We start from the raw sequence: 19,103 nt of genomic DNA on the forward strand, positions 1-19,103 counted from the left end.
TTCGTGACGATTTATTCGCGCATTGCCGGGACAGGTTCCTATCTGCCGGCCCAGCGGGTTACCAATGATGACATTGCCCGGAAAGTCGATACCAGCGATGAGTGGATTGCATCGCGTACCGGTATTCGCGCTCGCCATTTCGCTGCGGACAATGAGCTTTCTTCCGATCTGGCGCTCAAGGCGGTCGAGTCTGCCATTGAGGCTGCGGGTATTGCCAGGGACGAGATCGATTTGCTGATCGTGGCGACTACCACGCCCGATCACGTTTTTCCATCCACTGCGACCATCCTGCAGAACAAGCTGGGTGTCTATGGCTTTCCGGCGTTTGATGTGCAGGCAGTATGCGCCGGTTTTATCTATGCGCTGACGATTGCAGATCAGTTCATCCGTTCCGGTACGGCCAAGTGCGCGGTGGTGGTGGGGGCGGAAACCTTTTCGCACATCCTTAACTGGCAGGATCGCACGACCTGCGTCCTGTTCGGGGATGGTGCGGGTGCCGTGGTGCTCAAGGCCTCCGATGAGCCGGGCATTCTGGCCAGCAAGCTGCATGCGGATGGCCGTCACAAGGATATCCTGAATGTGCCGGCCAAGATCCGCAATGGCGCCATTGAGGGCGATCCCTGGGTTTACATGGATGGCGGAGCGGTATTCAAGTTTGCCGTGCGCTCGCTGGCGGATGTGGCAGGAGAGACGCTGGCTGCCGCCGGGCTTGGGCAGCAGGATCTGGATTGGCTGGTGCCGCACCAGGCCAATATCCGCATCATCGAATCAACGGCCAAGCATCTCAAGCTGCCGATGGAAAAGGTGATCGTGACGGTTGATCAGCATGGCAATACGTCGGCAGCCTCGATTCCGCTGGCGCTTGATGAAGGTATTCGCTCCGGGCGGATTCAGCGTGGGCAGAACCTGATGCTGGAAGGCATTGGCGGTGGGTTCACCTGGGGAGCTGCCCTGATCAAATATTGACAGGGGTCAGACCGCGCTTGCGTGCGAACGGATGATGCCCGCATGGCATTGATTGCGGTGAGCGCAGTTTCCAGAAAGATTTTGATTGGTTGGCGGACGGTTGAGTGGGTTCGCCACTTTGCATAGAGGGAGCAAGACATGTCTTTTGCTTTGGTTTTTCCAGGCCAGGGTTCGCAATCGCTTGGCATGATGAAGGGGTTTGCCGATGATGCATCGGTACGCCAGACCTTTGATGAGGCCAGTGGTGCGCTTGGGCAGGATTTGTGGGCGATGTGCCAGGAAGGTGCTGATGCTGCAGTGATCAATGCCACCGTCAATACCCAGCCGTTGATGCTGGCAGCCGGTGTGGCCGTATTCCGTGCCTGGCGTGCTGCGGGCGGCGCTATCCCGGCCGTGGCGGCGGGCCATTCGCTCGGTGAATACACTGCATTGGCTGCTGCCGGTGCCATCGCGTTTACCGATGCCGTGAAGCTGGTGCGTCTGCGCGCCGAAGCCATGCAATCTGCCGTGCCGGAAGGTCAGGGTGCGATGGCGGCAATTCTTGGGCTGGACGATGCCGTAATCGTTGCTGCTTGTGCTGAGGCTGCGCAGGGCGAAGTGGTTGAGGCGGTGAACTTCAACTCGCAAGGCCAGGTCGTGATTGCAGGTAGCAAGGCCGCAGTGGAGCGAGCCATGGAAATCTGCAAGCAGAAAGGGGCCAAGCGCGCCTTGCCCCTGCCGGTTTCCGTGCCCTCGCACTGCGCCCTGATGAAACCGGCAGCCGAAAAGCTTGCCGCTGCACTTGCCGGAATCAGTGTGTCGGCGCCGGAATTCCCGGTGCTGCATAACGCCGACGTGGCCGCGTACACCGATCCGGCCCAGATCAAGGATGCGCTGGTGCGCCAGTTGTATCAACCGGTTCGTTGGGTGGAAATCGCGCAGAAGATGGCGGCCGATGGCGTAACCGTGATGGCGGAATGCGGTCCGGGCAAAGTATTGGTAGGGCTCAACAAGCGTATCGCGGCCGATGCCCAGCATTTCGCGCTGACCGATCTGGCTGCATTCGATGCGCTGAAGGCTGCGCTTTGATCAATTTACGGCGGATTCGGTAGATGATCCGCCAATTTGAGGGGTGAGCATGAGTTTGCAAGGCAAGGTGGTGCTGGTCACCGGCGCTTCGCGTGGCATTGGTCAGGCGATTGCGCTGGAATTGGCCCAGATGGGTGCGACAGTGATCGGTACGGCAACGTCCGATGCCGGTGCGCAGGCTATTTCCGATTATCTGAAGGCCGCAGGCAATGCCGGTTGTGGCATGCGCCTGCAGGTCACGGAAGAAGGCGCGTGCGAGGCCATCGTTGCGACGATTGCCAAAGAGTTTGGCGATATCGCGATTCTGGTCAACAATGCCGGCATTACGCGTGACAACCTGTTGATGCGCATGAAGGATGAAGAGTGGGACGATATTTTCGCCACCAATCTGCGTCCGGTCTACAAGTTGTCCAAAGCGGCAATGCGCGGCATGATGAAGGCGCGCTGGGGGCGCATCATCAATATTGCGTCCGTCGTTGGTGCAACCGGTAATGCTGGTCAAACCAATTATTCGGCAGCCAAGGCGGCGATGTTCGGTTTCACCAAATCGCTGGCCAAGGAAATCGGCAGCCGCGGTGTCACCGTCAATGCCGTGGCGCCTGGTTTTATCGATACCGACATGACCAAGTCTCTGCCAGATGAGCAAAAAGCGAAGCTGGTCGAGAATATTGCCCTGGGCCGTTTGGGTGCGCCACAGGATATTGCCGATGCGGTGGGCTTCCTTGCATCGGACAAAGCAGGGTACATTACGGGTTGTACGCTGCATGTGAATGGCGGCATGTTTATGAATTAACCGGCAGGCCGCGCGGCGGAAAACCGCCAAGTGGCATGCCAATTTTGTGCGTATTTGACCTGGATTCATCCTGGCCTGTTTGCTTGGGACGTTTTTTTGGTAGAATGCGCTCGCACTTTTTCTGAATTTAGAAAGGCTTGGACTAATCCCATGGAAAACATCGAACAGCGCGTGAAGAAGATCGTGGCCGAACAACTTGGCGTGCCGGAAACCGACGTCAAGACCGAATCCTCCTTCGTGAACGATCTCGGCGCCGACTCCCTCGACACCGTTGAACTCGTTATGGCCCTCGAAGAAGAATTCGAGTGCGAAATTCCTGACGAAGACGCCGAAAAGATCACTACCGTTCAGCAAGCGATCGATTACGTCAGCGCTAACCTGAAGTAATCCGCAGCAGTGTTGTCTAGACCTCTGCCTGGCGCTGGAAACAGACGCCGGTCAGGGGTCTTTTAGTTACTGCCTGGAGCAGTTTTTGGAGAAAATCGTGTCCAAACGCAGAGTCGTTGTAACCGGCCTCGGCCAGGTTTCCCCGGTGGGTAACGATGTTGCCACCGCTTGGGCCAATATTCTGGCCGGCAAATCCGGGATCGGTCGTATTACCCGATTTGATGCTTCTGATATAAACAGCCAGATCGCGGGTGAGGTCAAGGATTTCGATGTTACCCAGTACATCTCGGCCAAGGATGCTCGCCGTATGGATGCCTTCATCCATTACGGTATCGCTGCCGCGCTGCAGGCGATCACGGATTCGGGCCTTGATGACGTGACTGATCTCGACAAAACCCGCGTTGGCGTCAATATCGGTTCTGGCATCGGTGGTTTGCCGCTGATCGAAAATACCGGTGTGGATGTTGTGAATGGCGGCATACGCAAGATCGGTCCATTCTTTATCCCGGGTTCACTGATCAATCTGGTCGCTGGCCACGTTACCATCCTCAAGGGTTATCTCGGACCGAGCTACGGTATCGTCTCCGCTTGCACGACCGGCGCGCATTGCATCGGTGATGCTGCACGCATGATCCAGTACGGCGATGCCGATGTGATGGTTGCTGGTGGCACCGAAGGCGCGTTGTCGCGTCTGGGCGTGGGTGGATTCGCCGCGATGAAGGCATTGTCTACCCGCAATGATGATCCGGCTACGGCTTCCCGTCCGTGGGACAAGGGCCGTGATGGTTTCGTGATCGGCGAAGGCGCGGGTGTGCTGGTACTGGAAGAGTACGAGCATGCAGTCAAGCGCGGCGCCAGAATCTATGCCGAACTGATTGGTTTTGGCATGAGCTCCGACGCTTACCACATTTCGGCTCCGAATGCGGATGGTCCGGCCCGTGGCGTGAAGAATGCGCTGCGTGATGCCGGTATCAATGCGGACGCGGTGCAATACGTCAATGCACACGGCACGTCCACGCCGCTGGGTGATGCGAATGAAACCAATGCGCTCAAGCTCGCACTTGGCGATCACGCCAAGAAGGTGGTCGTCAATTCGACCAAGTCGATGACCGGCCACTTGCTGGGCGGTGCTGGCGGTGTCGAAGCGATCTACTCGATCCTGGCTGTCTACAATCAGGTTTCTCCGCCAACCATCAACCTGTTCGAGCAGGATATCGAAGGCGGTTGTGATCTGGATTATGTGGCCAATACCGCACGCGACATGAAGATCGATGTGGCAATTTCCAACTCGTTTGGCTTTGGCGGTACCAACGGTACGCTGGTGTTCAAGCGGTTTGCTTGATCTTGCTGCACTCAGACAAGAAAGGCTGCCACGGCAGCCTTTTTTCATGTTTGTCCATATTTCGTCTTTGGCTTCATGACCACTGCCGCTACAATCGCGCCCATGCCTGAGCTCTATACCCAATCACTTGCCCAAGCGCCTGATCTGCTGGCCTTGCACGCTGCCCGCCGCGACTTGTTTCCGGGGTTGTTGCAGTCATCCGGCCCGGATGGGTGGGATATTCTGTTTGCGTTGCCGCAGCAGGTGCGCATTTATGCCCATCGTGAAGCCGCGCAATTCATCCAGGACCTGACGGCACTGCCGCGCAGTGTGCCGATTGATACTCGCCTGCCATTTTCCGGTGGTTGGCTTGTCTATGCCGGGTATGAATTGCTCGAAGTATTCGAGCCGACCGTGCCGGCCCGGGACGCGGATGGTTTCCCGGTAGCGGCCCTGGTTCGCTGCCCGGCGGCTGTGCTGGTCGAGCGAGAGAGCGGCGCGTGTACGCTGGTGGCGGAAAGTGCTGCAGATCTGGCTGCGCTGGAAGTCGCGATCTCGGATGTGCGCTGGCTGCCGGAGCCTCTGGTTGTGACCCGGGTTGCCGAGGATGATCCGCATGCATTTTTGGCCGGCGTTGAGGCCTGCAAGCGTTATATCTACGAAGGCGATGTCTTTCAGGTAAACCTGTCGCGTGGCTGGGATGTTGAATTGCAGCGCGGAAGCGCGGCCGATGTATACGCCTGTTTGCGCCAGGCTAATCCGGCTCCTTTCTCGGCCCTGTTGGATCTGGGGCGGCAGCAGATCATCAGTTCCTCGCCCGAACGTTTGGTCGAAGTGCGCGGGGATTTGATCCAGACACGGCCGATTGCCGGTACGCACCGGCGCTCCAGCGATCCGGTCGAGGATGCCGAACTGAAAACCCGTTTGCTTGAAACCGCCAAGGAACGAGCAGAACACATCATGCTGGTCGATCTGGAGCGCAATGACCTGGGGCGTATCGCCGTACCGGGCAGTGTGGAGGTCAACGAGTTGATGGTAGTGGCGACCTACGCCTTCGTCCACCATATCGAATCCAATGTACGGGCCAGGCTGCGTGTCGGCCTCAATGCCGCTGACATTCTGCGCGCACTGTTTCCGGGTGGAACAATTACCGGCTGTCCCAAGGTGCGCTGCATGCAGATCATCCGTGAGCTCGAAGACCGCCCACGGCTCGCCTATACCGGCAGTCTGGGGTATATCAACCGCGATGGTTCTCTTGATCTCAACATCCTGATCAGAACCTTCATGCAAGAGGATAACCAGCTGTACTTCCGTGCCGGTGCCGGTATCGTGGCGGATTCTGATCCCGAGCGCGAACTGATGGAAACCCGTCACAAGGCCCGTGGTTTGCTGCGGGCGCTGGGGGTGGAAGCGTGAGATGGCTCAATGGCCAGCCAGCGGAAATGTTGCCGCTGTCGGATCGCGCCATTCAATTTGGCGATGGCGTGTTCCGTACCTTGCGTGTGCAGGATGGGAAGCTGATTTTCTGGTCGCGGCACTTTCGCAAACTGTGCGCGGATTGTGCCGTGCTTGGCATCCCGGCGCCGCAGGAGCTGCTCCTGCTGCAGGATATTCATGGCCTGCTGTCAGATGCGCAATGCCAGGATGCTGTCATCAAGATCGTGATAACGCGCGGTGAGTCTGCGCGGGGTTATGTGATTCCCGCAGATGTACGGCCCAACCGGATCGTCCAGTGCGCGGCCCCACCTCAGTATCCCGACATGCTGTATACCGAGGGTGCGGAAATTCGGCTGTGTTCGATTCGGGCCGGCTGGCAGCCGGCACTGGCCGGAGTCAAGCATCTGAACCGGCTGGAGAATGTACTTGCCCGCCGCGAGTGGTGTGATCCCGCCATTCTGGAGGGGCTCCTGCTTGATCGCGATGGCTACGTGCTGGAAGGCGTGATGAGCAATCTGCTGCTCTGGCACAATCATGCCTTGCTCACCCCCTTGCTGGAGAGCGCCGGTGTGGCGGGCGTGATGCGTGAGGTTGCCTTCGATGCCGCTCGCCACTTGGGGTGTGCTGCTGTAGAGAAAAGACTTACTCTGGATGAGCTGTATGCGGCTGAGCAGGTGTGGATGTGCAACAGCCTGTTCGGTTTGGTGCCCGTACGCCGGCTGGCACAACACTGCTGGCATGTGGTGCCTGATTCGGCCTTGCAGGCCAGGGTGCGACAGATGGCGCGGGAGGAAGCCCGATGCGCTGGTTGATCGGTGTCTTGCTGGCGCTGTGTGCGGCGGGGAGCTGGGCACAAGTGCAATACTACCAGGCTGATCCCGCTAGACTGGCGCAGCTTGAGGCGGAACGCTGCCAGCGGCTGCACAAGGAGTCTGCCCTGATCCGCCAGCGCCTGACGCGCCCGGTGGCCCGCCAGGGCGATGTGACCAAAATGAAAAGCAGGTTGCAGGATCTTGCCGCCTCAGCCGTCAAGTATTGCCCCGCAGATAATGTATCAGGTCTGCCTGCTGCAACCAGGCGCTAAACTCCAGCAGCCGCAGGGTTGCCGGATTCAAACAAGGAGAATGTACCGTGGATCAAAATCAACTCAAAAAACTTGTGGCCGAAGCTGCCTTGAAATTTGTACCCGATGATTGCGTCGTCGGCGTGGGTTCCGGTTCCACGGTGAATTGCTTTATTGATGCGCTGGCCGGCATGAAGGGACGTATCGACGGTGCTGTGGCTGCGTCCGAAGCCAGTGCCCAGCGGCTCAAGCAGCATGGCATTCGCGTGTATGACCTGAACGCTGTGGACAAGATTCCGGTGTATATCGATGGTGCCGATGAAATCAATCACTACCTGCAGATGATCAAGGGGGGCGGTGCTGCGCTGACGCGTGAAAAGATCGTGTCATCGGTTGCCGAGCAGTTCATCTGTATCGCTGATGCCAGCAAGCTGGTGGATATACTGGGTAAATTCCCGCTGCCGGTCGAGGTTGTTCCGATGGCACGCAGCCATGTTGCGCGTGAGTTGGTGAAACTCGGCGGTAACCCGGTCTGGCGCGAAGGAGTGGTCACCGACAATGGCAACTGGATCCTGGATGTACATGGCATGTCGATTACCGAGCCTGCCAAGATGGAAAGCGAGATCAACCAGATTGTCGGTGTGGTGACCAATGGCCTGTTCGCCCGGCGCCGGGCGGATGTTCTGTTGCTGGGTACCGCCAGTGGCGTGAAGGAAATGCGCTGAGAACCTGTGCACGATCTGGCCGCGAAGCCGTGAACGGGGCTTTATGTACTGCTCAAATTCCTCATGTACTGCTTGTGCATTCCGGTTTTGCGCTGTGCCTTCACCCCACTGACGGTTTCTCGCCACAGGTCGTGATCAGGGTATGAATTCCAGGTTGAAACAATTCGGTAATACTTGCCTGCTACAGTGATGGGATCAGAATCGGAGGTTTGCCATGTCGGAACATATCAGCTCGCAATTTGACGTTGAACTGGAAGCCATTCGTTCCCACGTATTGGGGATGGCGGGTTTGGTTGAGGAGCAGGTGCGCAATGCCATGCGCGCGCTGGCAACCGGCGATACGGAAGTCATTGATCTGGTGATCGCTCGCGAGCACGAAGTCAATGCCATGCATGTGAAGCTGGATGATATGTGCGTGCACATGATTGCGCGCCGTCAGCCGGCGGCCTCGGATCTGCGCATGGTGATGACCGTGCTCAAGTCGGTCGAGGATCTGGAGCGCGTTGGCGACAAATCCGAGCGCATCTGCCGTCGTGCCCGAGAGATGTTCCAGTCCGGGCGCATGCAGGTTCCGCGTTTTTCGGAACTCAACCATATTGCCGACCAGGCGCTCGATATGCTGGCTGCTTCGCTGGATGCGTTTGCGCGCATGGATGCACCAAAGGCCGCCAGTGTCATCCGTCAGGATTCACGCATTGATGAGGAATACCGTGGGCTGCAGCGTCAATTGATTACCATCATGATGGAAGATCCGCGCACGATTTCGCTGACCCTGGATACCCTCTGGATTGCCAAGGCCATCGAACGGATTGCCGACTATGCCGTCAACATCGCCGAACATACCATCTATCTGGTCAAGGGTGAGGACGTACGCCACAAGGATGTCGATGTGGCAGAAAAGGTGGCCAGCCGGGTGCGCGGCTGACCGCTGCAATAGTCGGTTCGTGTTCTGAAAAGGGCTGCTTTGGCAGCCCTTTTAGGTTGCATTTGCGCCATGGGTGGTCATGGCCAAGATTTTCCGGGGCTTGGTCGGCATACCACTTCATGGGTAGCCTTGTAATATTGCAACTGGCCTGACCGCGCAAAGCGCGCTATCGTTAAAGCGGTTTTTTCTAGATTGTTTCGATCATGACCGATTTCCCCGTTGTTGCTGCAGTCGACCTGGGGTCGAACAGTTTTCGCTTGCAAATTGCGCGGGTGGCCAATGGCAGCCTGTTGCCACTGGATACCATCAAGGAAACCGTGCGTCTCGGGGCTGGTCTCAATGCCGAGAAATACCTGAGCGAAGCCGCCCAGGAGCGCGCGGTTGAGGCCTTGTCACGGTTTGCGGAGCGTTTGCAGGGCTTGCCACCGGAAGCTGTTCGGGCAGTGGCGACGCACACTTTCCGTGTGGCGACCAATATCGCCGAATTTTTGCCCAAGGCTGAGGCAGCACTGGGATTCCCGATTGAAACCATTGCCGGTCAGGAAGAGGCGCGCCTGATTTTTGTGGGCGCTGCGCACAGCCTGCCGGCAACAAAAGAATCGCGTCTGGTGGTGGATATCGGTGGCGGCTCAACCGAATTCATCATCGGCAACCGTTTCAGGCCGGTGCGTGCCGAGAGCAAGCAACTGGGTTGCGTGACATGGAGCCAGCGTTTCTTTGCCGATGGCAAGATCACCCCGGATCGGCTGGCTGCGGCAGAGCTGGCAGCGCGCGAGCGCTTGTTGCCCATGGTCAAGGATTTTCGTGCCGGTCTTTGGGAGCGAGCCTTCGGATCCTCCGGCACGGCGCGTTCCCTGTGTGACATGCTTGAGCTGAATGATTTGTCCACGAGCGGCATCACGCTGAAGGGGCTGACCCGGCTGCGCCAGCTGCTGCTGGATGCCAAGCATGTGGACAAGGTGCATCTCAATGGCTTGCGCTCGGATCGGCGCCCGGTCTTGCCGGGTGGTTTTGCCATCATGGCGGCTGTTTTCGACATGCTGGGTATCGAGCAGATGGGGATGGCCGACGGCGCCTTGCGCGAAGGTGTGCTGCACGATTTGCTCGAGCGGCATACCAAGAAGGATATTCGCGAGCATTCCGTGCCGCAGTTCCAGCGCCGATACCATGTCGACATGGCACAGGCAGCACGGGTTGCGACATTGAGTACGCGATTGTTTGATCTGCTGGAGCCGGAAATTACGCCTGCCCGGACGGATCTGGCCCGTCATTTGGCCATGGCAGCGCAATTGCATGAGGTGGGTTTGTCGATTTCGCACGTGAGTTATCGTCGTCATTCGGCTTATATCTTGCAGCATGCGGATATTCCAGGTTTTTCCCGGCGCGAACAGGATCTGATGTCCAAGCTGGTGTTTGCGCACCGGGGACGCCTGACCAAAGCCATTCTGGATGAATTTTCGCGCGAAGAGCGCGGTGGCTTGGCTTGCCTGCGTCTGGGTGTGATGTTCTGTCGTGCCCGGCAAGACGACACCCCGCCCATTCGTGCTTTCTCGCGCAATGGCATGGTCTATCGGCTGGAGCTTGAGCCTGGCTGGCTGGATAGTCGCCCGCTGACCTCGCATGTGCTGGCAGAAGAAATTCGGCTCTGGCAGGAAATCGGCGTGGTGCTGTCGGTTTCGCCTGCGCCTCAAGCTGAATGACTCAGAACTTGTTCACAATCTGTCGCGAGCAGCCGTTAGCAGGGTGAAGCGCAGCGCAAAAGCAGGCGTATACAGGCGGTACATAAAGATTCAGAGCAGCGCATGAACCTCTATCACGGCTTTGCAGCAAGATCGTGAATGGGTTCTCAGTGCCACTGGTCGCGGCGGTCGCGCAAGTTTCTTCGCTCGCTGACGACCCAGCCCTCGTCGGTGAACCACGGCGGGCCATTTTCCTGTTGATGGCGACGATCGGCGGCATAAGGCAAGCTGGCTTCCACCGTTTCGCAGTATGGTGCCTGCGCGGTGGGTATGGGTGGATTTCGCTGTTTGTGGCGGCGGGTGATCATGGCAAATCCCGATAGGCCAGTTCCTTTTTGCAGCATTGCATCGATTCTTACAAATGCCAGTGCAACCTGTGCCGGTGGGCATGTTGGCAGGATGGACGGTCACCAGAACCAGGCCAGCGCAAAGACTCCCAGCATAGCCAGGGCTGCCGCCACTTTGGCAATGGCGCCAAGGATGAATCCGGCCAGTGCAGCGATGCCGACCTTGCCTGCCTGCAGGGCATCTTGACGGGCAATCAGTTCACCCACAGCCGCGCCGATAAACGGGCCGAGCAGCAATCCGGCCAATCCGCCTGCAATGCCGACAATCGAGCCGATCAAGGCCCCCCAGACGGCTTGCGGGCTGGCACCGGCCTTTTTTGCGCCGAGTGATCCGGCGATAAAATCCAGAATCAGGGATATACCGGTCAATACCGCCAGGGCGGTAAAGGTAATCCAGCCGATGCGCTGAAACTGATCCAGCCAGCCGGCGAGCAGCATGCCAGCCAGAATCATTGGCGTGGAGGGTAAAACTGGCAAGAGCGTACCCGCCAGACCGCCCAGAACCAGTAGTCCTGCCAGAATCCAGGCCGCAATTTCCATTACTCACTCCGTTGTGGCGAACGCAGCCACAAGTAGGCGCCAAGCAGGATCATGGGTAATGACAGCCACTGACCCATGCTGAAATTCATGGCCAGCAGACCGAGGAAATCGTCCGGTTCGCGTGCAAACTCGGCGATGAAGCGGAACGCGCCATATCCCGCCAGAAATAACGCAGAAGTACGGCCCACCGCACGCGGTTTGCGGCTGTACAGCCAGAGCATGACAAACAGCAGCAGGCCTTCGAGCGCAGACTGGTACAACTGCGAGGCATGGCGTGGCAAGGCACCGTATTGCAGCAGCATGGCATTCAGTGCCGGATCACCCTGGGCCAGCAAGCGGTCGGCATGGCGGGCCTGTGGGAACAGCATGGCCCATGGTGCATCCGGGCTGGTGACACGTCCCCATAACTCACCATTGATGAAGTTGCCTAGGCGCCCGAATGCCAGGCCGATGGGTACCAGCGGTGCGATAAAGTCGGTGACCTGGAAGAAACTGCGTCCGGTCTTGCGGGCAAAGAACAGCATCGCCAGCAAAACACCCAGAAACCCGCCATGGAAGGACATGCCACCTTCCCAGATCTTGATGATGTCGAGCAGGTGCGAGAGGTAATGATCGGGTTTGTAAAAAATCACATAACCCAGTCGTCCACCCAGAATGACGCCGAGCACGCCATAGAACAGCAGATCATCCAGCTCGCGCGCCTCCCAGTCCGGGTAGCGTCCCTGCTTGATGCGCAGCCGGCCCAGCAGCAGGAATCCGGTAAATGCCATCAGATACATCAAGCCGTACCAGTGCACGCCAAACGGGCCCAGATGAATGGCAACAGGATCAAATTGCGGATGGGTTAGCATGGGGCGAAGGCTTTCGTTAAAATAGACCCAGATTATACCGCAAGCGTCTATCCGGTTTTTCCTGTCAACTGCTCAGCAAGATTCAAGGAATTGTCATGCCCGCCTATCGTTCCAAGACTTCTACCCACGGCCGCAACATGGCTGGTGCACGTTCGCTCTGGCGTGCGACCGGCGTGAAGGAAGAGGATTTCGGCAAGCCGATTATCGCCATCGCCAACTCGTTTACCCAGTTTGTGCCGGGACACGTGCACCTGCACAACATGGGGCAACTGGTCGCGCGCGAGATCGAGCGTGCCGGCGGGATCGCCAAGGAATTCAACACCATCGCCATCGATGACGGCATCGCCATGGGCCATAGCGGCATGCTCTACAGCCTGCCCAGCCGCGATCTGATTGCTGATTCGGTCGAATACATGGTCAATGCCCACTGCGCCGATGCGCTGGTGTGTATCTCGAACTGCGACAAGATCACCCCGGGCATGCTGATGGCCGCGTTACGCCTGAATATTCCGGTGATCTTCGTTTCCGGCGGACCGATGGAGGCCGGCAAGGTTGACTGGCGTGGCGGCGAGCGCAAGGTGGACTTGATTGACGCCATGATCGAAGCTGCCAATCCGGATGTCAGCGATGATGAAGTCGAGCGCATGGAGCGCTCGGCTTGCCCGACCTGCGGTTCGTGTTCCGGCATGTTCACTGCCAATTCGATGAACTGCCTGACCGAAGCGCTGGGCTTGTCCTTGCCGGGCAATGGCTCGCTCGTGGCCACGCACGCCGATCGCAAGCAGTTGTTCCTGCAGGCCGGCCGCCAGATCGTTGAGCTGGCCAAGCGCTATTACGAGCAGGATGATGAAACGGCTCTGCCGCGCAGCATTGCCACCAAGGCGGCATTTGCCAACGCCATGAGCCTGGATGTGGCCATGGGCGGCTCGACCAACACCGTGCTGCATTTGCTGGCCGCCGCGCAGGAAGCTGGTGTCGATTTCAAGATGGCTGACATCGACCAGATTTCGCGCCATGTGCCTTGCCTGTGCAAGGTGGCGCCGGCTACCCAGAAATACCATATGGAAGATGTGCATCGCGCGGGTGGTGTGGTCGGCATTCTGGCCGAACTCAATCGCGCCGGCTTGATCGATACCACGACCCGTACCGTGCATGCGCCGACGCTGGGTGAAGCGCTGCAGTTGTGGGATGTGACCAGCAACAAGCCTGACAGCCAATCGCACTTTCTCTACCGTGCCGCACCAGGCGGCGTGGCCACTACCATTGCCTTCAGCCAGTCGATGCGTTATCCGGAGCTGGATCTTGATCGCAAGGACGGTTGCATCCGCAACAAGGAAAATGCCTATTCGCAGGATGGCGGCCTGGCCGTGCTGTTCGGCAATATCGCCGAACGTGGCTGTATCGTGAAGACTGCGGGCGTGGATGATTCGATCCTCAAGTTCACCGGGCGCGCCCGCGTATTTGAAAGCCAGGATGCGGCCGTGGCAAGCATTCTGGGCGACAACGTGGTGGCCGGCGATGTGGTGGTGATTCGCTACGAAGGCCCGAAGGGTGGACCGGGCATGCAGGAAATGCTGTATCCGACCAGCTATCTCAAGTCCAAGGGCCTGGGCAAGGCGTGTGCCTTGTTGACTGACGGTCGCTTCTCCGGCGGCACTTCCGGCCTGTCGATCGGCCATGCCAGTCCGGAGGCGGCGGAAGGTGGTGCCATTGGCCTGGTGGAAGAGGGCGATACTATCGAGATCGATATTCCGAACCGCACCATCCACCTCAAGGTCAGCGAGGCAGAACTCGCCAGTCGCCGTGCTGCGATGGAAGCCCGTGGCAAGCAGGCCTGGAAACCGGTGGCACGTGATCGCTATGTCAGCCCGGCGCTGCGTGCCTATGCCGCGATGGCGACCAGTGCCGATACCGGCGCGGTGCGCGACGTCAGCCAGGTCGAGCGCAAGGATTGATGGCCTTGGTCGTATCTGATTGCAAAAAAGCGCCTTTCGGGCGCTTTTTTGTTGTTCGTGCAGCCAGTCTGGCCATGGCGATTGGCGTGGCAGCTGCTTGCGCGCAAGTTATTGCCGCCGAAGATTATGCGGTCTGGCAGGATAAGCGCTATGTGATCGCTTACAACCCAAGTGGCAAGCCCAATGGCATCAGCGATGCCGATGTCATCGATGCCCTGGCGCATGCCGCAGCAGTCTGGGCCTCGTGCGGTGTGCGGGTAGAGTTTGGCGGATTTACCCGACGCCCCATTGATCATCTTGATGGTGTGAATGTCATCGGCTGGCAGGTGGATATTCCTGGCTTGATGGCGCTGACGCTGCCGCAGTATCTGCGGAGAATTTTGCTGGATGCGGATATCCGGCTCAATGCCGGGCTGGTTCGTGATGCTGATACCTTGCGCCAGGTGATCGCGCATGAGGTCGGTCATGCCCTTGGCCTGTTCGTGCACTCGGCCGAGGCGGACAGTTTGATGAACGAGAAGCGCTTTTTGTCACTGAGGCTGGATACGCCTTCCGGGCAGGACATGCAGCGTTGCCAGCAACGCTACGACTGGAAATAAAAATGCCCTGCAGGGCAGGGCATCCGATTGCGGGCAGGTCTGTTACTGCCCGGTCTTCTTGAATTTCTCTTCCTGCCAGGGCAATGGAACCAGAATGTCGTTGAGCGTGAACTCGCCGCCTTCCAGCGTGGCGGATGCAGTCAACAGTTCACCATCGACCTTGATCAGTTTCTGGTCGGCCAGGCGGCTGATCTGGCCCTCCACGAACTGGCCAGCCAGGTAATCGAGATCGGCATTGCTGACATTCGATTGCGGGCCACCAAACATGCTGCGTGCCTGCCACATCACCACCGTTTCCACGATCTTGCGGGGAACAGTGAAGTCGGCCCTGGCCGAAAGCTTGTTGACCAGATCCACCGGGTTATCGAGATCGGCTTCCTTGAAGCCTTTCAGGCCAATCCCGGCCGAGAATTTCAGCGTGCCTTCCGGCATCTGCATTTCCAGCTTGCGGATGCCGAAATGCGGATCGTGTGTCAGCAATGGCATGCCGTGCGTCTTGGCCAGCTTGACGATCTCGTCCGTAAACTCTTCACGCTTGAGCGGACGCTTCTGCAGTTGCGAGAATTCGTCGTTGAGTTTCGCCAGTGTCGGGCCATGCAGGTGTGAGGCTTCTGCCTGCAGTTCGGCGGGCCCATAGGGCTTATCGTTCAGTACCAGTTTTGCCAGGGTCAATACCACTTCGCCATCAACGAATTCATTGGTTTCGCTGAGTTTGCCGGCGTAGCTGAGGTTTTCCAGCGCAATTTTCAGCGGCGACTCTCCAGGCAAATCGAGTGCAAAATTTGCTACCTTGGCGCTGGTGGTGCCCAGCATCAGGCCGTTATTGCCTCGTGTGTGATCCAGATTGAAGCTCAAATTCTTGAGGTTGAACTGGCCCTTGTCCTTGGCAAAGCCTTCCAGGCCGGGCGCAGAAGCTTCGATCCGGACACGGTTGAAATCGCCACCGTAGTCGACCGTAGCATTCAGCCCCTGCCATTTGGCCTTGATCCCGGCAATGGCTTCTTCGTAGTCGAAACCGGGTACCTTGATCTGCATGACGCCATCGTCATCAAAACCGATACGGTTTTCCACTTCGATCGGTTTTTGATCACCGAAGAAGCGTGATAGCAGTTTCTGGGTTTCCGGGGCAAATTGCAGTTCGGTTTGTACCACCGCCTTGGCCGGGCGCGGATTGAATTGGCCGATCAGTGGCAGCGGACCATGCAAGACGCGGTTGGTATAGGTAACCTCAAAAACGGGTAATTGCTCGCCTTCCTTTTCCAGCAGGAAACGGTAGATTTCCGGATTGATGGCAAGCGTGGCTTTTTCGGTGGAGGTGAACCAGCCGCGCTGGTAGCTGCGGTCCTTGATCAGGAAGTAGGGCTGCTCGGATAGCCACTTGTGTTGCTTTTCGAGCGTGCTTTCCACACTCTTCCCGGCAAAGTAGGCACCGCCGACCCAGAGTGCGCCAACCCCGGCAAGTGCTGCGATGCTGGCCAGAACAATCTTTTGTTTCAACGTCAAATTCCTTTTTTGCCGGAAAGTAGCGGGCGCGGTTAGCACCCGCAACGATCAAATACGGTTGGCAAGATCCTGTGCCTTGCCCAGGTAAGAGCAAGGTGTCAGTTCCTTCAGACGAACCTTTTCTTCCGCCGGAATGGCCAGGTTGTCGATGAAGATTGCCAGAACCTCGCGACTGATACCGCTCTTGCCGCGTGTCAATTCCTTCAGTTGCTCGTACGGGTTGGGTACGCCATAACGACGCATCACGGTCTGGATCGGCTCGGCCAGCACTTCCCAGTTGCGATCCAGATCTGCCTGCATGGCATCGCGATCAGCGAGCAGCTTGTTCAAGCCTTTCAGGCACGATACATAACCGAGCTGGCTGTAGCCCAGGCCCACGCCCATGTTGCGCAACACGGTCGAATCGGTCAGATCGCGCTGCCAGCGCGAGATCGGCAGTTTCTGAGACAGGTGGGTGAGCAAAGCGTTCGCCAGACCCAGGTTGCCTTCGGAATTTTCGAAGTCGATCGGGTTGACCTTGTGCGGCATGGTCGAGGAACCGACTTCGTTCTTGTTGACCTTCTGCTTGAAGAAGCCCAGCGAGATATAGCCCCAGATGTCGCGGTTCATGTCGATCAGGATCGTGTTGATGCGCGCGAATGTATCGAACAGCTCGCTCATGTAATCGTGCGGTTCGATCTGGATGGTGTACGGATTGAAGGTAATGCCGAGTGATTCGACAAAACGGCGGCAGAAGCCTTCCCAGTCCACTTCCGGGTAGGCCGACAGGTGGGCGTTGTAGTTGCCGACGGCGCCGTTGATCTTGCCCAGAATCTCGATTTTTTCCAGACGGGCCATCTGGCGTTGCAGGCGGTAAGCGATATTGGCGAGTTCCTTGCCCATCGTGGTCGGCGTGGCTGGCTGACCATGGGTGCGACTCATCATCGGTGCATCGGCCAGGTCATGGGCCAATTCGGCCAGGCGGGCGATGATTTCGCACAGCTTGGGCGACAGGGCCTCTTCGCGCGCGCCCTTGAGCATCAGGGCATGCGAGAGGTTGTTGATGTCTTCCGAGGTACAGGCAAAGTGGATGAATTCGCTGGCGGCGCTGACTTCGGCGTTGCCGGACAGGCGTTCTTTCAGCCAGTACTCGACCGCTTTGACATCATGATTGGTGGTGCGCTCGATGGTTTTGACTTCCAGCGCATGCTCGGGCGAGAACTGGGCGACAACAGCATCCAGTTCCGCAATCGTTGCGGCGGAAAATGGCTTGATCTCGCTGATGCTGGTCTCGGCTGCCAGCGCCTTGAGCCAGGCGACTTCGACGGTGACACGGTTCTTGATCAGGGCAAATTCGCTGAAGTGCGCACGCAGATCAGCCAGTTGCTTTTCATAACGGCCGTCGAGCGGCGAGAGGGCGGTAAGTGCAGAAAGCTCCATGGCGCGAGCAGGATCCTGTGGTCGGAAATCAAACGCAGCATTTTACCACAGCGAGCCAAGGCAGCCGGAACCAGATGGCGGAACAAAGATGTAAAAAAGCCGTGCAGGCACGGCTTTGATGGGGGGGAATACCTGTCCGACTTAATCAAGCCTCAACAGGACCCAGGGCATTTTCAAAATCCGCAATCAGGTCGTCTGCATCTTCCAGTCCTACCGAAACCCGGATCAGACCTTCGGCAATTCCCATCTTTTTGCGTGCTTCCAGCCCGGCTTCCCAGAAGATGGTCGGGGCAACCGGAATGATCAGGGTGCGGGTATCGCCCAGCCCGGTGGAACGGATCGGGATGGCGAGCCGGTTCAGGATCTCCACCATGGTGGATGGATCACGCAGTTCAAAGCTGAATAGCCATGATCCTGCCTGGAATAGTTGGCTTGCCAGCTGATATTCAGGGTGGGATGGCAGGAACGGGTAATGCACGGCATCCACCTTGGGATGCTGCTGCAGCCATTGCGCTAGGCGCAGCGCGGTCTGGCTGGCTTGTCTCACACGCAATTCCAGCGTTTCGCTGCCCAGGCTGATCTGGTGGGCCTGCTCGGACGACAGGGATGCGCCCATGTCGCGCAAGCCTTTTTTGCGGATTTGCAGCAAGCCCCAACCCGCCGGATCGCCTTTGCGGTAAGGCTCAAAGATATTGGGGTAGGTCGACCAATCAAACAGGCCGGTGTCGGTAACTGCGCCGCCTAGCGCTGCACCGTGGCCGGCAATGGTTTTGCTCAAGGAATTGATGACTAGGCTGGCGCCGACGGCTTTGGGCCGGAACAGCACGGGCGAGGTCACTGTGTTGTCCACCACATAAACCAGGCCACGTTCCCGGCAGAGCTCGCCGATGCGGGCCAGATCGGCTATCTGGGTTCTGGGGTTGGCAATGGTCTCGACAAACACCATGCGCGTTTCCGGACGAATGGCCGCGGCTACGGCATCCACGCTGCAGGCATCGACCTTGTCGATGCTGATGCCAAAACCTTGCATGGTGCCGAGCAGGCTATTGGTGTTGCCGAACACAAACTGGCTGGCGACCACATGGTCGCCGTTGCGCAACAGGGAAAGTAGCGTACTCGTAATGGCGCCCATGCCAGAAGCAAAACATACGGTGCCAATGCCGTCTTCAAACCGGGTGATCTTGGTTTCCAGTGCCGCCGTGGTGGGTGTGCCCTGGCGCGCATACTGGTAGCTGCCTTTAAGCGTGCCCTGAAAGGCGCCGATGAGGTCTTCGACTTTTTCAAAGCCGTACTGGACTGAAGTGTGGATCGGCTTGTGAATGCCGCCATGCTCAACGGCTCCGAGCCTGTCCAGGTGAACGTTTTCAGTGCTGAATGTCTGGTGGGGATTTGCTGGTTTCATTTTTTCGCAACGCGTCAGATTTCAGTGAGTAGAGGGACGGGTGGCCGACATTGTTCATTGCCA

The 19,103-nt window shown here is 58.1% G+C and carries 19 protein-coding genes; 13 read left to right on the top strand and 6 right to left on the bottom strand.

Annotated features, from left to right (window positions below):
• Positions 1 to 9 precede the first annotated feature (9 nt).
• From AC0KVQ_RS08860 to ppx, 11 genes are all read left to right on the top strand, one after another.
• A complete protein-coding gene (locus AC0KVQ_RS08860; RefSeq protein WP_473420839.1) occupies positions 10 to 966 on the top strand; it encodes a beta-ketoacyl-ACP synthase III in 957 nt (318 codons plus the stop codon).
• A gap of 138 nt (positions 967 to 1,104) precedes the next feature.
• Positions 1,105 to 2,034: an ACP S-malonyltransferase gene (gene fabD / locus AC0KVQ_RS08865; protein ID WP_473420787.1), complete on the top strand. Its 930-nt coding sequence runs from the start codon at positions 1,105 to 1,107 to the stop codon at positions 2,032 to 2,034.
• Positions 2,035 to 2,083: 49 nt separating this feature from the next.
• Positions 2,084 to 2,827: a 3-oxoacyl-ACP reductase FabG gene (gene fabG, locus AC0KVQ_RS08870; protein ID WP_473420788.1), complete on the top strand. Its 744-nt coding sequence runs from the start codon at positions 2,084 to 2,086 to the stop codon at positions 2,825 to 2,827.
• A 150-nt stretch (positions 2,828 to 2,977) separates the two neighbouring features.
• Positions 2,978 to 3,214: an acyl carrier protein gene (gene acpP / locus AC0KVQ_RS08875; RefSeq protein ID WP_473420789.1), complete on the top strand. Its 237-nt coding sequence runs from the start codon at positions 2,978 to 2,980 to the stop codon at positions 3,212 to 3,214.
• Positions 3,215 to 3,311: 97 nt separating this feature from the next.
• The gene (gene fabF / locus AC0KVQ_RS08880; RefSeq protein WP_473420790.1) at positions 3,312 to 4,556 is read left to right on the top strand and encodes a beta-ketoacyl-ACP synthase II; all 1,245 of its coding nucleotides are present in this window, start codon (positions 3,312 to 3,314) and stop codon (positions 4,554 to 4,556) included.
• A gap of 75 nt (positions 4,557 to 4,631) precedes the next feature.
• Positions 4,632 to 5,951 (top strand): aminodeoxychorismate synthase component I, encoded by a 1,320-nt coding sequence (locus tag AC0KVQ_RS08885; protein WP_473420791.1) that lies wholly within the window; start codon positions 4,632 to 4,634, stop codon positions 5,949 to 5,951.
• Positions 5,948 to 6,784, top strand: coding sequence for an aminodeoxychorismate lyase (pabC, locus tag AC0KVQ_RS08890; RefSeq protein WP_473420792.1), 837 nt, complete (start codon positions 5,948 to 5,950; stop codon positions 6,782 to 6,784). Before AC0KVQ_RS08885 ends, pabC begins: the two co-directional genes overlap by 4 nt.
• Complete coding sequence (locus tag AC0KVQ_RS08895; protein ID WP_473420793.1) at positions 6,772 to 7,056, top strand: hypothetical protein; 285 nt, start codon at positions 6,772 to 6,774, stop codon at positions 7,054 to 7,056. Before pabC ends, AC0KVQ_RS08895 begins: the two co-directional genes overlap by 13 nt.
• Positions 7,057 to 7,103: 47 nt before the next feature.
• Positions 7,104 to 7,760 carry a ribose-5-phosphate isomerase RpiA gene (gene rpiA / locus AC0KVQ_RS08900; RefSeq protein WP_473420794.1) on the top strand — a complete coding sequence of 219 codons (657 nt, stop codon included), beginning with the start codon at positions 7,104 to 7,106 and terminating at the stop codon, positions 7,758 to 7,760.
• A gap of 214 nt (positions 7,761 to 7,974) precedes the next feature.
• Entirely contained in the window at positions 7,975 to 8,685 is a 711-nt protein-coding gene (gene phoU / locus AC0KVQ_RS08905) for a phosphate signaling complex protein PhoU (protein WP_473420795.1), read from the top strand.
• A gap of 203 nt (positions 8,686 to 8,888) precedes the next feature.
• Positions 8,889 to 10,385 (top strand): exopolyphosphatase, encoded by a 1,497-nt coding sequence (ppx, locus tag AC0KVQ_RS08910; RefSeq protein ID WP_473420796.1) that lies wholly within the window; start codon positions 8,889 to 8,891, stop codon positions 10,383 to 10,385.
• Between the two features lie 146 nt (positions 10,386 to 10,531).
• On the opposite strand, the gene AC0KVQ_RS08915 is transcribed toward ppx, so the two are convergent.
• From AC0KVQ_RS08915 to lgt, 3 genes are all read right to left on the bottom strand, one after another.
• On the bottom strand, positions 10,532 to 10,732 hold the full coding sequence (locus tag AC0KVQ_RS08915; protein WP_473420797.1) for a hypothetical protein: 201 nt from the start codon (positions 10,730 to 10,732) through the stop codon (positions 10,532 to 10,534).
• A gap of 99 nt (positions 10,733 to 10,831) precedes the next feature.
• Positions 10,832 to 11,311 (bottom strand): DUF456 domain-containing protein, encoded by a 480-nt coding sequence (locus AC0KVQ_RS08920; protein ID WP_473420798.1) that lies wholly within the window; start codon positions 11,309 to 11,311, stop codon positions 10,832 to 10,834.
• Entirely contained in the window at positions 11,311 to 12,162 is an 852-nt protein-coding gene (lgt, locus tag AC0KVQ_RS08925; RefSeq protein ID WP_473420799.1) for a prolipoprotein diacylglyceryl transferase, read from the bottom strand. Before lgt ends, AC0KVQ_RS08920 begins: the two co-directional genes overlap by 1 nt.
• A 95-nt stretch (positions 12,163 to 12,257) precedes the next feature.
• Here lgt and ilvD point away from each other — a divergent pair, with 95 nt between their 5' ends.
• Entirely contained in the window at positions 12,258 to 14,117 is a 1,860-nt protein-coding gene (gene ilvD, locus AC0KVQ_RS08930) for a dihydroxy-acid dehydratase (RefSeq protein WP_473420800.1), read from the top strand.
• The gene (locus AC0KVQ_RS08935; protein WP_473420801.1) at positions 14,117 to 14,716 is read left to right on the top strand and encodes a matrixin family metalloprotease; all 600 of its coding nucleotides are present in this window, start codon (positions 14,117 to 14,119) and stop codon (positions 14,714 to 14,716) included. Before ilvD ends, AC0KVQ_RS08935 begins: the two co-directional genes overlap by 1 nt.
• A 42-nt stretch (positions 14,717 to 14,758) precedes the next feature.
• Here the strand turns inward: AC0KVQ_RS08935 and AC0KVQ_RS08940 are convergent, their stop codons facing one another.
• From AC0KVQ_RS08940 to AC0KVQ_RS08950, 3 genes are all read right to left on the bottom strand, one after another.
• A complete protein-coding gene (locus tag AC0KVQ_RS08940; protein ID WP_473420802.1) occupies positions 14,759 to 16,213 on the bottom strand; it encodes a YdgA family protein in 1,455 nt (484 codons plus the stop codon).
• A gap of 54 nt (positions 16,214 to 16,267) precedes the next feature.
• Positions 16,268 to 17,638 carry an adenylosuccinate lyase gene (gene purB, locus AC0KVQ_RS08945; RefSeq protein ID WP_473420803.1) on the bottom strand — a complete coding sequence of 457 codons (1,371 nt, stop codon included), beginning with the start codon at positions 17,636 to 17,638 and terminating at the stop codon, positions 16,268 to 16,270.
• A gap of 145 nt (positions 17,639 to 17,783) precedes the next feature.
• A complete protein-coding gene (locus AC0KVQ_RS08950; RefSeq protein WP_473420804.1) occupies positions 17,784 to 19,040 on the bottom strand; it encodes a cystathionine gamma-synthase family protein in 1,257 nt (418 codons plus the stop codon).
• Positions 19,041 to 19,103: the final 63 nt, after the last annotated feature.

The sequence above is a fragment of the Formivibrio sp. oc-25 genome (assembly GCF_055810895.1).

Bases quoted from the DNA above. Each gene is read 5' to 3' on its own strand.
- acpP (WP_473420789.1), top strand. From the start codon at position 2,978: ATGGAAAACATCGAACAGCGCGTGAAGAAGATCGTGGCCGAACAACTT.
- ilvD (WP_473420800.1), top strand. From the start codon at position 12,258: ATGCCCGCCTATCGTTCCAAGACTTCTACCCACGGCCGCAACATGGCT.
- lgt (WP_473420799.1), bottom strand. From the start codon at position 12,162: ATGCTAACCCATCCGCAATTTGATCCTGTTGCCATTCATCTGGGCCCG.
- AC0KVQ_RS08915 (WP_473420797.1), bottom strand. From the start codon at position 10,732: ATGATCACCCGCCGCCACAAACAGCGAAATCCACCCATACCCACCGCG.
- AC0KVQ_RS08950 (WP_473420804.1), bottom strand. From the start codon at position 19,040: ATGAAACCAGCAAATCCCCACCAGACATTCAGCACTGAAAACGTTCAC.
- ppx (WP_473420796.1), top strand. From the start codon at position 8,889: ATGACCGATTTCCCCGTTGTTGCTGCAGTCGACCTGGGGTCGAACAGT.
- fabD (WP_473420787.1), top strand. From the start codon at position 1,105: ATGTCTTTTGCTTTGGTTTTTCCAGGCCAGGGTTCGCAATCGCTTGGC.
- AC0KVQ_RS08895 (WP_473420793.1), top strand. From the start codon at position 6,772: ATGCGCTGGTTGATCGGTGTCTTGCTGGCGCTGTGTGCGGCGGGGAGC.
- phoU (WP_473420795.1), top strand. From the start codon at position 7,975: ATGTCGGAACATATCAGCTCGCAATTTGACGTTGAACTGGAAGCCATT.
- AC0KVQ_RS08920 (WP_473420798.1), bottom strand. From the start codon at position 11,311: ATGGAAATTGCGGCCTGGATTCTGGCAGGACTACTGGTTCTGGGCGGT.
- purB (WP_473420803.1), bottom strand. From the start codon at position 17,638: ATGGAGCTTTCTGCACTTACCGCCCTCTCGCCGCTCGACGGCCGTTAT.
- fabG (WP_473420788.1), top strand. From the start codon at position 2,084: ATGAGTTTGCAAGGCAAGGTGGTGCTGGTCACCGGCGCTTCGCGTGGC.
- AC0KVQ_RS08885 (WP_473420791.1), top strand. From the start codon at position 4,632: ATGACCACTGCCGCTACAATCGCGCCCATGCCTGAGCTCTATACCCAA.
- AC0KVQ_RS08935 (WP_473420801.1), top strand. From the start codon at position 14,117: ATGGCCTTGGTCGTATCTGATTGCAAAAAAGCGCCTTTCGGGCGCTTT.